This is a genomic window from Salipaludibacillus sp. CUR1 (assembly GCF_021028955.1).
Classification (GTDB): Bacteria; Bacillota; Bacilli; order Bacillales; family Salisediminibacteriaceae; genus Salipaludibacillus.
Map to the genome: position 1 here is coordinate 1 of NZ_JAIWPE010000001.1, position 13,924 is coordinate 13,924.

General features: G+C 45.2%; 8 protein-coding genes. 5 read left to right on the forward strand and 3 right to left on the reverse strand.

Going from position 1 to position 13,924, the window contains the following annotated elements:
- Positions 1 to 186: 186 nt before the first annotated feature.
- Entirely contained in the window at positions 187 to 2,943 is a 2,757-nt protein-coding gene (ppc, locus tag K8O68_RS00005; protein WP_230894900.1) for a phosphoenolpyruvate carboxylase, read from the reverse strand.
- Between the two features lie 717 nt (positions 2,944 to 3,660).
- On the opposite strand from ppc, the gene K8O68_RS00010 reads away from it, so the two are divergent.
- Together K8O68_RS00010 and K8O68_RS00015 are read left to right on the forward strand one after the other, a co-directional pair.
- On the forward strand, positions 3,661 to 4,170 hold the full coding sequence (locus K8O68_RS00010) for a DoxX family protein (protein WP_230894901.1): 510 nt from the start codon (positions 3,661 to 3,663) through the stop codon (positions 4,168 to 4,170).
- A gap of 312 nt (positions 4,171 to 4,482) precedes the next feature.
- Complete coding sequence (locus K8O68_RS00015) at positions 4,483 to 4,995, forward strand: hypothetical protein (RefSeq protein WP_230894902.1); 513 nt, start codon at positions 4,483 to 4,485, stop codon at positions 4,993 to 4,995.
- Between the two features lie 14 nt (positions 4,996 to 5,009).
- Here K8O68_RS00015 and K8O68_RS00020 read toward each other — a convergent pair whose 3' ends face one another.
- Positions 5,010 to 7,697: a cation-transporting P-type ATPase gene (locus tag K8O68_RS00020; RefSeq protein WP_230894903.1), complete on the reverse strand. Its 2,688-nt coding sequence runs from the start codon at positions 7,695 to 7,697 to the stop codon at positions 5,010 to 5,012.
- A gap of 401 nt (positions 7,698 to 8,098) precedes the next feature.
- Between K8O68_RS00020 and nagE the strand changes: the two genes are divergently transcribed.
- From nagE to K8O68_RS00035, 3 genes are all read left to right on the forward strand, one after another.
- Positions 8,099 to 9,469 carry an N-acetylglucosamine-specific PTS transporter subunit IIBC gene (gene nagE / locus K8O68_RS00025; RefSeq protein WP_230894904.1) on the forward strand — a complete coding sequence of 457 codons (1,371 nt, stop codon included), beginning with the start codon at positions 8,099 to 8,101 and terminating at the stop codon, positions 9,467 to 9,469.
- A gap of 107 nt (positions 9,470 to 9,576) precedes the next feature.
- Positions 9,577 to 10,494 (forward strand): DUF7916 family protein, encoded by a 918-nt coding sequence (locus K8O68_RS00030; RefSeq protein ID WP_230894905.1) that lies wholly within the window; start codon positions 9,577 to 9,579, stop codon positions 10,492 to 10,494.
- Between the two features lie 137 nt (positions 10,495 to 10,631).
- Positions 10,632 to 12,095 (forward strand): aldehyde dehydrogenase family protein, encoded by a 1,464-nt coding sequence (locus K8O68_RS00035; RefSeq protein WP_230894906.1) that lies wholly within the window; start codon positions 10,632 to 10,634, stop codon positions 12,093 to 12,095.
- 548 nt (positions 12,096 to 12,643) lie between these two features.
- On the opposite strand, the gene K8O68_RS00040 is transcribed toward K8O68_RS00035, so the two are convergent.
- Positions 12,644 to 13,693, reverse strand: coding sequence for a M42 family metallopeptidase (locus tag K8O68_RS00040; RefSeq protein ID WP_230894907.1), 1,050 nt, complete (start codon positions 13,691 to 13,693; stop codon positions 12,644 to 12,646).
- Positions 13,694 to 13,924 lie beyond the last annotated feature (231 nt).

The following is a 13,924-nucleotide window of genomic DNA, read 5'->3' on the forward strand; positions in this document are numbered from 1 at the left end:
AAGGTCGTTATATGCCTCGTCCGCCTTTTTTTAAAATTAACCCAAAATATTGTTTACATATATTAACATTGGTGTATTTATTTTACTTACGTGCAATCGTTATGGGTCAGACCCCCCATTTACTGGAAAGTCTGCCCCTGAGGCAATTCCATTTTATGGGGGGACAGACCCCCCAGTTTTTGGTTATCAGCCTGTGTTGACGAGACCGGCTGCCACACCGCTGATGGTTAACAGAACTTCAGTTAACAGTTCATCTGACTTTTTGCCTTCGGATGCACGCATCTTTTTAATCAGGTCCACCTGAAGGTAGTTCAGCGGATCGACGTAAGGGTTTCTGCGGTGCACAGATGCCTGGATGTTTGGCGTATGATCTAAAAGCTCCTCGCTTTGGGAGATTTTAAGCAAGACATCCCGGCTTCGTGCAAATTCCTCTTTAATATCTGAGAAAATCCGCTCCCCTATTGATTTATCCTGTACAAGCGCTACATACTCTTCTGCTGTCTGCAGATCGGCTTTCATGAGCGCCATTTGAAGATTATTAATTGTAGATTCAAAGAACGGCCATACTTCATACATTTCCTGGAGGACTTTCAAGTTTTCTTCACTCTTTGAAGCGAAAGCCTGAAGCCCTGTCCCTGCTGCATACCACGCCGGCAGGTTCTGGCGGCACTGCGTCCAGGCGAACACCCAGGGAATAGCCCGTAAGTCCTCAAATTTCTCGCTGTTCTTTCGGCTCATCGGCCGGGAACCGATATTCAATTCCCTCAGTTCATTTAAAGGTGTTGTCTGCTTAAAATAAGTGAGAAAGTCTTTATCTCCAAAAACGAGAGACTGGTATTTTTTAAGGGCATGTTCTGAAATTTCTTCCATCGCTTCTTCCCACTCTTTTTTCAAGCCGGTGACTTTAACCGATTCGCTGTGCACCTTTGAAGAAGAGGAAATGAGCGCTGACGCCGCCTGTTCCAGGTTTCGGAAGGCGATATCACCTAACAGATATCTTGAAGAAAGCACTTCTCCCTGCTCTGTAATTTTCACACCGTCAAGAAGAGTTTCAGCCGGCTGGGAAACAATACTCCGGTTCAGCGGTCCTCCGCCGCGGCCTAATGATCCGCCTCGCCCGTGGAAAAATTTAAGGCCAATATTAAATTCGCGTGCCATATCATGAATTTCCTGCTGGGCTTTAAATAGCTTCCAGTTAGCTGTTAATGTCCCGCCGTCTTTACTTCCGTCGGAATAGCCAAGCATGATTTCCTGGTGGTTTCCGCGCTCGTGAATATGGTTTCTGTAGACATCCATTTTAAACAGTGTTTTCATAATTTCCGGACCGGCAATAAGGTCATCCACTGTTTCAAGAAGCGGCGCCACGTGCAATCCGCTCTCAACTCTTCCGTCAGCATGGAGCCTGTAAATACCTGCCTCTTTTGCTAAAACGAGAACTTCAAGCAAATCACTCGGGGATTGCGTCATACTGACCAGATAGACTTCGATGGACCGGCTGCCAAATTCATCATGAGCTTGTTTGATCATCCGGAACACTTCAAAGATATCCCTTGTTTCCTCTGAATAATCTTCATTCAGCAGCATGAGCGGACGAGGGTCCTTAAGCACATCCTGTAAGACTGTCAGTTTCTCATCTTCACTCAATGATTTGTAGTCTTTAGAAATTCCAACCACTTTAAGCATCTCAGCCACCGCAGTCTCATGTTCGCCGCTGTGGTTTCTTACATCAAGCGTCGCGACATGGAAGCCGAATAATTCCACCTGGCGGATAAGCTTAGCTAGCTTTTTAAGCTGATGCCCTTCCTGCTGGTGCTCTTGAGCACTCTGTTTGATTAGAAGCAAGTCGTCCAGCAACTCTTCCGCTACATCGTAGCCCGTTTTTGACTTGCCGACCTGGCGAAGACGCTTAAGCATAATTGCAAATTTGCGGCGGTACACCTCAGATTGGATCGGCCACATATCTGCTTTTTTCATATAGGCTTTTTCGCCCTCTTCCACGGATTGAATAAGCTCTTCATCAATAGAAACCCGTGCCGTTGACTGGCTGAACCTCCGCATTAAATCCACTAGAGATTCATCATATTTTTTCAGAGCGAGTCCGCGCTGAAGCTTCAGCGTCTCCCAGGTCACTTCAGGTGTTACAAACGGGTTTCCGTCACGGTCTCCGCCTATCCATGAACCGAAATGAAGGAAGTTCGGTACGCGCCACTGATGGCCAGGATAATAATCGTCCAATTGCTCCTCAAGTTCCCGGTGGATTGCCGGAAGGACTTTAAACAATGTCTGGTCAAAATAATAGAGGCCGTTTTTAACCTCGTCGATGACCGTAGGCTTTTTATGGCGCAGTTCATCTGTCTGCCAAAGAGCGGTCACTTCATTGACGAGACTTTCTTCAAGGTTGTCCTTCTCTTTTTTAGTTAAAACACGAGTGTCAAGCTTTTGTAAAATATAAGAAATACGTTTTTGAATTTCCAGAACTGTCCTTTTTGCAGCTTCTGTCGGGTGAGCAGTCATAATCAGCTCAATGGAAAGATCATCAATAATCTGCTGGATAACTTCCGGCGAATGATCGTCCTCTTTAAGCGTCTGCACGGCTCTTTCGATCGAAATCGGCTGTGCCTGTCCGTCTTCTTTCATACGGTACTCCCGGGAGCGGCGGATACGGTGGTTCTGTTCCGCAATGTTAATGAGATGGAAATACGTTGCGAAGGCCCGGATCACATCCTGCCTGTACGGCGATTCCAATTTACTAATCTTTTCTTTCAGCTTTTTATAATCAGCATCATTAAAGTCCTCACGCAGTCCCTTTGTGATTTCGCGGATTTGTTCAACTTCATTGAATAATTCTTCTCCGCCATGGTGAATTAAAACTTGTCCTAAAATGTTTCCAAGCTTTTTTACATCTTCCCTTAATCTTCCGTTAGGATCTTTCGTCTCAATCATGCCATCATCCTCCTGTAAAGAAAATTGCTGATCGCCGGTGCGGATACATCAGACAAACCTGCCTGCTTCCTGTCTCATCTGCTCCCCGCATAAACTCGTAAACCCCTGGCGAAGCTTTAATCTCCTTATACTTCTAATCCGGTTAAAAATTCAGATTCATAAAGTATAAGATTTTGCCGGACCTCCAGCCATCTGAAAAGCAGGATAGAGATCGCAAGTGGGACAACTTGTGTCCACGCAGACATAAACTGTCCCACTTACAATAAAAGAGGTCCAGCATTAGATTAAGTTTAATACTAACAAAAAGCAAAGCCAATAATCAATTTTTTCTAATTATTTTGTCAGTTACGGGAGTATACCGGAGCAATCAGCCGTCTTTCCATGCTATTATAACAAATTTTGCTAATATCACGCTATTCACAACTTGTTCCATTTAAATAAGAAGAAAGAAGACTTGGAGAGGGGCTTACAAAGGGATTTTCACATAGGGGTCAGACCCCCCATTTCCTGGAAACGACGTTTTTGCTCATTCATTCACAAAAACGTCATGCCTTTGCAACAGGATTCTCACAGGTTTAACCGTTAGGAGGGGCTGCTGTATTATATACTGTAATCAGAAAGATAGTTAGTGGTCACTAACAAAACGCAGTGCAGAAAGTTAACAAGTGAGCACAGGCTGTCTTCTCACTTAAACTTTTTTATGAGGAGGAATTGACCATGTTTATGGATTTCTTAAGGAATAACAAAATTGCAGCTGGGATTTTGACAGTTTTACGGGTGTATATAGGATGGCAGTGGTTAACTTCAGGATGGGATAAAGCGTTTGGGGAATTTGATGCGACCGGTTATTTACAAGGAGTGGTCGGAAACGAAGAAGTGATGGAACAATATCCGACGTATCATGCGTTTATTGAAAATTTTGCTCTTCCAAACTCTGGGATGTTCAGCTTTATGGTTGCCTGGGGTGAGGTACTCGTAGGGCTTGGTCTGATATTTGGTATTCTCACTACCGCTGCAGCGTTCTTCGGGCTCGTTATGAACTTTGCTTTCATGTTTGCCGGCACGATCTCGTCAAACCCTTGGATGGTTTTATTGACTATTTTCATCATCGCAGCAGGGTACAATGCCGGAAGGTTTGGAGGCGACCGGTGGGTTATCCCATATATCCGTACAGTCGTCTTTAAAGATAAATTGACACCAAAAAGAGCAGACCAGAAAATAAGCTAAGCTATCACTAAGCGCCCTCGCTCAAGACAGCAGGGCGCTTTTCGCCCCTTTATTAAGCCTGTCCTTCCTCCCTTCAGCACTCTCGCCCCCTCCCGCTCAACGCCTTTCTTTTAAAAGGCAAATTCACATAGGGGTCAGACCCCCCATTTACTGGAAATACAAACAACGAACCAAAAGACCTAGATACATATACCTTATTAAATGGTTAATTTATATAATTAATGGTATAATTTAAAAGAAAGAGCTTACCCCGTTAATCTTTTTCAAGGTATTTTAACTATTCGTGTGCAAATGAAAGGGGAGACGGAGACCATGGAATATAATATGCGGCGTTTTCTGCATACTATTCAGTTAGTGAAAAGAATTCACTATGTTCATCTCACCTCCTTCCCGGCTGAGACAACCTCTGAAGTGAAAGAAATAAACATTCTTCCCCTTATAAAAGATCCGATTATCTTTGTGATGCGGGGGCCGGTTTTTATTCAAGGTGTCACTGAACTTCTTGAACTCGGCAACGGCGTTATTTTTGATTATGAAAAATTTAAGTTAGAGCGGCAAATTCATTTAACCGTGTCTCAAAACAAACCCTATGTCTCCCCAGGCATTATAAACTTTATAAGGGAAGATATTGAGGAGTACAAACAAAAGGGCAAAACATTTTTTATAAATAAACCTGAGCGGCCTGTTTCCACCTTCGCTGCCCGTAACCGGCAGTCAGTCGTTGAATTGCTGCTGAGTGACCATCCTCCAAAGCAGGAAACTTCCACGGCCGGACGATTTCCCCAAAAGTTCTCTCCTCAGCAGAAAGAGCCCCCTTACTCGTAAGGGGCCTCTTTTTCTTAACTCTCTTTTTCTTTTTTCTGCACTACTTTCCGGGTAATTGCTTTTTCCGCTTCAATTACTGTAAATACGATGGCGCCCAGAATGAACGGAATGATCCAATACGTCCATCCAAGAGGCACAGTTCCGAACGCTGTATTCATAAACGGCACGTATAAAATAAATGCCTGAAGTGCGAGTAAAACACCGGAAACGATAAACGCAAACTTATTTTTGAAAAAGTTCTTGTTAAACGCAAAGCCGATTTCATTACGCGTATTGAATAAGTGGAACATCTGCATAATCACTATCGTCTGAAGGACGACACTGTTAATCATCGCTTCATCTATTCCCTGATTAATCAGGTTCATAAATAATATCATTGTCCCGCCGCCGATTAAAAGGGACACAAAGATAATCCTGAAAATATAATAAGGAGTCAGCAACGGTGTTTTAACCGGTCGCGGCGGCCGTTCCATCGCTCCTTTTTCCAGCGGCTCAAACGCCAGTGCAAGAGAGACTGTTACCGCGATAACCATGTTTACCCACAGAATCTGGATTGGAGTAAGCGGCATGAGCGTTCCCAGCAGAATACTGATCATTATTAAAAATGACTGGGCACCATTGGTTGGTAAAATAAATAATATTGTTTTTTTCAGATTGGCATAAACCCGCCGTCCTTCTTCCACGGCATTGACTATCGTTTCAAAATTATCGTCCACGAGCACCATCTGGGAGGATTCTTTGGCCACTTCAGTTCCTTTTATCCCCATGGCTACTCCAATATCTGCCCGCTTAAGTGCAGGAGCATCATTTACCCCATCGCCGGTCATCGCAGAAACCTGGTTATTTTCCTGCAGGGCTTCCACAATTCTTAATTTATTGTCAGGGCTTGTTCTTGCAAAAACGTCATATTCCAATATAGCTTCAGACAGTTCGTCGTCTGACATTTTATCAATGTCCCTGCCTTCCAGCCCCTTTTGGCCATCGCCGATTCCTAATTGTTTCCCAATGGCCATCGCCGTATCTTTGTGGTCGCCGGTAATCATTTTGACACCGATTCCTGCTTTCGTGCATTCTTTTACTGCGCTTATTGCTTCTTCCCTCGGAGGGTCGATAATGCCTGTCAGGCCTAAAAATTCGACTCCTTCTTCGAGGTCTTCATGGTCAATTTTTGTAACGTCATCAGACACCTTTTTAAAGCCGGCACTCAGGACACGTTCCCCTTTTGTCGTACGCTGCTTCATTTTCTTTTCCCAATAGGAACGGTCGAAGTCTCCATTGCCTTTTTCGGCCATTTCAAAAAGACGGTCAGGGGCTCCTTTAACATAAATGAGTTTTTCCCCGTCTCTTTCTGTCAGCACCGCCATATATTTATAAGCCGAATCAAACGGTATTTTGGACTGGACATCCAGCCTGTCAATATCTGTGTTCGCTTTTTCTGCTAAAGTGAGCAGGCAGCCTTCAGTCGGTTCCCCATTAATTGTCCAGTGGCCTTCTTCATCTTTTCTTAAAGTGGAATCATTACATGTTTTCATAGCAGTCAGCAGTTCAAGCAAGTCTCCTCGCTGTTCTGCATCAGCTTCTTCATCTCCATCTCTGATTTCGCCTTCAGGCGCATAACCTGTTCCTGTCACTTCATAACTATCATCTTTTGTCATTACTGAGGTGACTGTCATTTCATTTTTTGTCAGTGTACCAGTTTTATCGGAACAGATGACAGACACGGCTCCGAGTGTTTCCACGGAAGGCAGGTTACGCACAATGGCCTTCCGTTTGGCCATATTCTGCACACCGAGAGCGAGGATGATGGAGATAATAGCCGGAAGCCCTTCCGGAATAGCTGCTACAGCCAGACCAATAATGGATAATAGAAGTTCTCCTGCTCCGTAATCTCTTATAAAGAATCCAAATAAGTAAATAAATACGGCAGCCACCAGGATAAAGACAGCCACTTGTTTACCGAACCGGTCGGTCTGTTTCATCAGCGGGGTTTTAAGCTCTTCAACCTGGGATATGGATTGATTAATTTTTCCAATCTCTGTATTTTCCCCGGTGGCGGTCACAATCCCATGACCCGAACCTGAAGTGACTGATGTTCCGGAAAAAGCCATGTTTTCCCGGTCCCCTAACACGGTATCCTCATCAAGCACGTTCGTACTCTTCTCAGCTGAGGTGGATTCCCCCGTTAAAGCAGCTTCTTCGACTTTTAAATTATCAGCCGACAGCAGCCGGATATCGGCCGGGATTTTGTCCCCGGCACTGAGGTACACAATATCCCCCGGGACCACTTCTGCGGCGTCCACTTCTCTTTTTTCACCGTTTCTCAGCACATTTGCTTCAAGTGACAGCATATTTTTTATGCCTTCAAGTGCTTTTTCAGCTTTGCTTTCCTGGAAATAACCAATACTTGCATTGATGATCGCCACTAGAAGAATAACGGCAGTATCAATGAAGTGCCCAAGCAGGGCAGTCACGACAGCCGCCACGAGAAGAATGTAAATCAGCACATCATTAAAGTGCTTCAAAAACTTAATAAAAGAATTCTCGCCTTCTTCCTCAGGCAGCTCATTCCTTCCATATTTGTTCAGCCTTTCACTTACATCGTCCTGGGACAGCCCTTCAGACTCTTTGACTTCAAACTCTTTCAGTGTCTCATCTGTGTCTTTACTGTACCAGTTCTGTTCCTGCATTGAATCGTTGGACATAGAGCATGCCGTCCTTTCATACGAAATATAAAATATAGTACCTAAGGTATATATTGACCTAAAACGCCCCCGTTAAACTATATTCTTAGAGAAAAAGCAGAAGCACAAATAACTGGAAACAACTGGGGGGTCTGTCCCCCCTTTTTGTCCTATTTATGACAAAATAAGGACTTCTGTTCTGATTCTTCAATTAGTGGTATAGACAACTTTACTTCTAAGTGATAAACTGGATTCAACAGCGTTATTATAGAACACACTATTTATTATTTTTTACTGTTAAGGAAAGCGCTGTCATACATATAGTTGTACAAAGGTGGTGAGGATTTCCGAATTAAGGATGCCCGCAGTGTTTTTCTTTGCTCTTATTTATTTCACTTTTAAAATGAAAGGGGTCTTTTATCATGCTTAGTTTTTTACAAAGAATCGGTAAAGCGCTTATGCTTCCGATTGCATCTTTGCCAGCCGCCGCTCTTTTGTTAAGACTCGGGGCCGAAGATGTGTTAGACATCCCGTTTATGGCAGCTGCTGGTGGGGCGCTGTTTGACAACCTGCCTTTGCTATTTGCGATCGGTGTGGCGATTGGGATGTCCAAAGACGGAAACGGTGCTGCCGGTCTTGCCGGGGCTATAGGGTTCTTCGTTTTAACTGAAGGGACGCAGGCAATTAACGAAGAAATTAACATGGCGTTCCTCGGTGGTATATTCAGCGGGGTTGTCGCCGGTCTGCTTTATAACAAATACCATGCCATCCAGCTGCCGCAATGGCTCGGCTTCTTTGGCGGCAGGCGGTTCGTGCCTATAGTCACAGCCGCTGCGATGATCATTTTTGCAGCCATATTCGGCTTTGTGTGGCCGCCAATCCAGGGAGCCATCGACGGACTCGGACAGTGGATTATCGGTTCCGGAGCTGTAGGTGTAGGTGTGTACGGATTCTTAAACCGTTTACTTATTCCTATCGGCCTTCACCACGTGTTAAACTCACTCGTCTGGTTTGAGTTCGGCGAATATAACGGTGCAACTGGCGACTTAAACAGATTCTTCGCCGGAGACCCGACTGCAGGGCAGTTTATGGTAGGATTTTTCCCAATCATGATGTTTGCCCTTCCTGCCGCATGTCTTGCAATGATTCTTGCTGCAAAAGCGCACCGCCGTAAAGCGGTTGCCGGAATGATGATCGGTATTGCGTTCACGTCTTTCCTTACAGGGATTACTGAACCAATTGAATTTTCGTTCATGTTCCTCTCACCGCTTCTTTATGTTGTGCACGCCTTATTAACAGCTTCTTCGATGGTGGTGACCAACGCGTTAGGCATCTTGCACGGGTTTGGATTCTCGGCCGGGGCGATTGACTACTTCCTGAACTTCGGAATCGCCACCCAGCCTGTGCTGCTCGCCGTAGTCGGCCTTGCCTACGCAGGTATATACTTTGTGGTCTTCTACTTCCTCATTCGCGCTCTTGACCTGAAAACACCAGGACGTGAAGACGAAGAGGAAGAAGGAGAAGCTGAAGGAGCTGTTGACCAGTCCGCTGATAAATATGAACAGATGGCGGAAGACTACATTGTAGGCCTTGGAGGCAAAGAGAATATTTCCACTCTCGATAATTGTGTCACCCGACTCAGAATGAAAGTGAAAGACATGAGTAAAGTTGATGAGAAAATGCTTAAAAAGACAGGCGCTAAAGGGGTTATGAAACTGAATTCCACTGATATACAAGTTGTCGTAGGAACAGACGTGGAATTCGTCGCAGACGCCATGCGCAAAAAACTGTAGCATCCAAAAAATGGGGGGTCTGTCCCCCCATTTTCTGGGACTAAGGAGAAACTGCCCCTAAAGCAGGTTCTCCATTTTTCATTTTTAAATAAGGAGTTGTTGGTAAAGTGAAACGTCTACTGGACTGCAGAGCCTCAGATTTTACAAAAATGAACGCGTCAGATTTAACTCAGGCTATCAGGGCATCGGAAGGCCGAACGATCCTCTCAGAAATTGTTTCGCCTGCTCCCCCTCTGTTTCATGAAATCACAAATGCGGAACTGGCGGCATCTTTTGGAGCAGACCTTATATTACTTAATGTTTTTGATGTTTTTGACCCCGCTGTCGCCGGTATAGCAGATAAAAAAGCTGAAGAAATTATTCCATATCTGAAAACTCTCACTGGGAGACCAATTGGATTAAATCTCGAGCCAATTGACGTTGACGCGCGGTCCCTCGAAGAACGCCTCGCTGTATCAGAAGGGCGTACAGCCTCCGAAAAAGCTTTGGAACAAGTAAAAAGGCTCGGCTTCGATTTCGTCTGTCTGACCGGAAATCCAAAGACAGGAGTCAGCAACAGTGAAATTTCGAAAGCAATACAAAGGGCGAAGACTATCCTGAAAGACGAGGTCATGATTATTGCGGGAAAAATGCACAGTTCAGGAATTTCAGCTGAAACAGGCGCAGATATGATCCCGGACGAGGCAATCGATCAGTTTATCGATGCCGGAGCGGATGTGTTACTTTTACCGTCGCCTGGAACAGTCCCGGGAATTTCTGTTGAAAAAATGCAGGAGAAAGTGACTCGCGCCCATCAAAAAGGCGGTTTAACGATGCTTACAATCGGGACAAGCCAGGAAGGCGCCGATGAATCCACGATCCGCCAGTTCGCTCTTAATAACAAAATAGTCGGCGCTGATATCCACCATATCGGGGACGCCGGCTATACAGGCATTGCCATACCTGAAAATATTATGGCTTATTCAATTACGATCCGCGGCAAACGGCACACTTACATCCGCATGGCCGCCTCGATCCAAAGGTAACTGCCAGCTGGGGGTCATGCCAGCTGGGGGTCAGACCCCCCATTTACTGGAAATACCTCTTCGGTGATGTTTAACAGGTTTCTGTTAAAGGGAATCTTCACCTGTGAGAATGAAACGACTAGAGGAGGGATTTCGCGATGTCCCAAACAGCAGACTTCGCAAAACAGTATATAAATGGCAATTGGATAGACGGTTCCAGCAGTAAAACGCTTGAGAACATTAACCCTCACAGTGAGGAAGTTATTTTTGAAATGGCTTCAGCATCTGAAGAGGATCTGAACGAAGCCTACAAATCAGCAGAGAAAGCCCAGAAAACATGGGCCGCCACTCCTCCAGGAGAAAAACAGCAGCTTCTGGAGCACGTGATTCAGGTGATGGATAAACGAAAAGACGAGATTATAAGCTGGCTCGTTAAAGAATCGGGAAGCACACTTATGAAAGCTCAACTGGAATTTGACATTGCCCGCGGCATAGCAAAGGAGTCCGCCTCCTTCCCTTACCGCATGAAAGGGCAATTGATGGATTCTGACATTCCCGGTAAGGAAATCCGTGTTCACAAAAATCCTAAAGGAGTGATTGGAGTCATTGGCCCGTGGAACTTTCCATTCCACCTCTCCATGCGGTCTGTCGCTCCAGCTATTGCTACGGGTAATACAGTCGTCCTTAAACCGGCTTCCGATACGATTGTGACAGCTGGCACACTTCTCGCAGATATTTTTCACGAAGCAGGCGCCCCGGAAGGTTTAATTAACGTCATAGCCGGCCGCGGTTCCGAAATAGGTGATGCCTTTGTTCAGCATCCCGTACCAAAAGTCATTTCATTTACAGGGTCAACAGAAGTCGGCAGCCACATTGCCAAACAGGCTGGCGAAAAAATAAAAGATACCGCCCTTGAACTTGGCGGCAACAACGTGCTGATTGTAACAAAAGACGCCGATCTGGATGCGGCAGCCGAATCAGCGGCCTTCGGTAAATTCCTGCACCAGGGGCAAATTTGCATGAGTATTAATCGTATTCTCGTACATGAAGGGATTCATGACGAGTTTGTTGATATTTTTAAAAAGAAATTGGAAAGCCTTAAAACAGGGGATCCGTCTGAACAAGACACGGTGATAGGCCCGCTTATTAACAGGTCTCAAGTGGAGCGAATCCAGGATGATTTAGAGCAATCACTTAATCAAGGCGCTGAACTTATTCTAGGCGGAAAAATTGAAGGGAATCTGATTCACCCTGCTATTTTAACAAACGTAACTAACGATATGCCTATTGCTAAAAATGAAATTTTTGGCCCTGTCGCTCCTGTCATAAGTTTTAAGGATGAAGAAGAGGCCGTTAATCTTGCGAACGAGGTGCCTTACGGATTAAGCGGCGCTGTCCATACCGGTACCATTGAACACGGCGAGAGAATCGCTGAACAGATCGAAACAGGAATGATTCACATTAACGACCAGCCTGTAAACGATGAAGCCCACATGGCGTTTGGCGGTGAAAAAGATTCCGGCCTTGGACGCTTTGGAGGGGAATGGGTCTTGGATAAATTCACGACAGATAAAACAGTCACCATCCAAAAAGAGCGCCGGCCGTACCCATTTTTTGAATAGCTTCAGAAGCCGCAGTTAAAAAAGCCTGATGCACTTTTCTTAATGTGCAAAAAAGGCCTGGAACGCGGGTGCCCACCCGTCGCTCCAGGTCTTTTAGTGTTGCAGCTGTTAATAGGCGTTGTTGATTTGAAATGACGATACACTTGCGGTAAAGAAAAAACATCGGGTATTGCGAAAGTAATCACATACAAAGCCTGGTTTACAGAAGAATAAAGAAAAACTTCAGTTGACCGGGGTGCTTTTCCCCCTCAGCTTCTCGTCCAGCAGCTTATTAACAAACCACAATAATATAAATGACCGGGGAACGAAGGCGAGGACACCAGGAGGATTAGCGCAGTCTGAAAATCCACTTTCCCGAAGCAACCCTTCGGGAAAGTTAGTTGAAGACAAACCTCGGGTAAAGAAAACACAGCGAACTTCCACACGGATGTGGTGACTTCGGCGTTTTCACAGGACGTGAAGAGGTTAGCCGAAGCTCCTAATGACCTATGTTGCACTTATGCCTGTGGTATAAGCCTTCGCTGAAAGTGAACCGGCGGATTTAAGTATTATTCAACCATCTCTGACTGAACATAATGCCACAGCAGTTTAGTTGTTTCATCGATTGATTCTTTATGAGTCCGTTCGTAAGCATGCGATGAATCAATGCCCGGTCCTACGAGGCCGTGGACGATATCGTTGCCCGCACGGATCGCAGCCGAAGCGTCAGATCCGTAATAAGGATAAATATCCAGCTTGTATTTAATTCCGTTCTCTTCTGCAATCTTCACGAGATTTTTGCGAAGCTCATAATGATACGGCCCGCTTGCGTCCTTGACGCAAATTGAAGCGGTGTACTCGTCAGTCGATTGTCCATCTCCCATCGCCCCCATATCCACGGCCAGATACTCAACCGTTTCCGGGGTAATATTTGAGTTGCCTCCGTAGCCGATTTCCTCATTGTTGGATATCAAAAAATTCGTTGTATATGGAAGCTCGACCTTGCCTTCGACTATGCCTTTGATAAGCTGAAGTAGTATTCCGACACTTGCTTTATCATCCAGGTGGCGCGATTTAATAAAGCCATTGTCCAGAACCTGTGCCCGAGGATCAAAAGAGACGAAATCCCCCACTTCGATGCCCAGGGCCCTTACCTCTTCAGCCGATGACACTTTTTCATCTATACGGACTTCCATATTCGCCTGATTGCGCTCTGCTTTTCCTGCATCTTTATAAACGTGGACAGATGTCTGGTGCATCAGAATCGTTCCATTAAAATTTTTGCCCGACGACGTCTCAATCGTGCAATACTCTCCTTCGATCGCGTTGTATTTAAAGCCGCCGATGAGATCAAGTTTAAGCCTGCCGCCCGGTTTTATTTCTTTAACCATTGCTCCAAGCGTATCAACATGAGCCGTGAGCATCCGATGCTTCGTTTGATTTTCCCCTGGTAAAACAGCAATCAGCCCGCCTTTGCGGTTCCTTTTCGTCTCGACCCCCAAATCAGCCAGAAACTCCTCTGTAAACCTGATCACCTCTCCCGTATTACCGGAAGGACTCGGTATCTCTACAAGCTCCTTAATCACATCAACGGTTTCATCTACGTGCGGTAAAGTCATTTAATCCTCTCCATTCTTAAAATATATGTACTGAGTCCTATTATAACAAAATCCAGAAAATGGGGGGTCAGACCCAGTAGCCTTGCACGAATGGAATATATTGTAATTTTAAGTTTACAAACACAAAAAAAGCTCCTATTGTAGAGGAGAGACCAATACTTGTTCCCAATCCTCTACAAAGGAGCATACGCATGAAAAGTATAGGTCATAAAGCACTTATAAGTCAATGCT

What these genes read in the sequence shown, in the direction of transcription:
- K8O68_RS00010 (WP_230894901.1), top strand. Translation starts at nt 3,661, where the DNA reads ATGTTTATGGATTTCTTAAGGAATAACAAAATTGCAGCTGGGATTTTG.
- nagE (WP_230894904.1), top strand. Translation starts at nt 8,099, where the DNA reads ATGCTTAGTTTTTTACAAAGAATCGGTAAAGCGCTTATGCTTCCGATT.
- K8O68_RS00015 (WP_230894902.1), top strand. Translation starts at nt 4,483, where the DNA reads ATGGAATATAATATGCGGCGTTTTCTGCATACTATTCAGTTAGTGAAA.
- K8O68_RS00040 (WP_230894907.1), bottom strand. Translation starts at nt 13,693, where the DNA reads ATGACTTTACCGCACGTAGATGAAACCGTTGATGTGATTAAGGAGCTT.
- K8O68_RS00020 (WP_230894903.1), bottom strand. Translation starts at nt 7,697, where the DNA reads ATGTCCAACGATTCAATGCAGGAACAGAACTGGTACAGTAAAGACACA.
- K8O68_RS00035 (WP_230894906.1), top strand. Translation starts at nt 10,632, where the DNA reads ATGTCCCAAACAGCAGACTTCGCAAAACAGTATATAAATGGCAATTGG.
- ppc (WP_230894900.1), bottom strand. Translation starts at nt 2,943, where the DNA reads ATGATTGAGACGAAAGATCCTAACGGAAGATTAAGGGAAGATGTAAAA.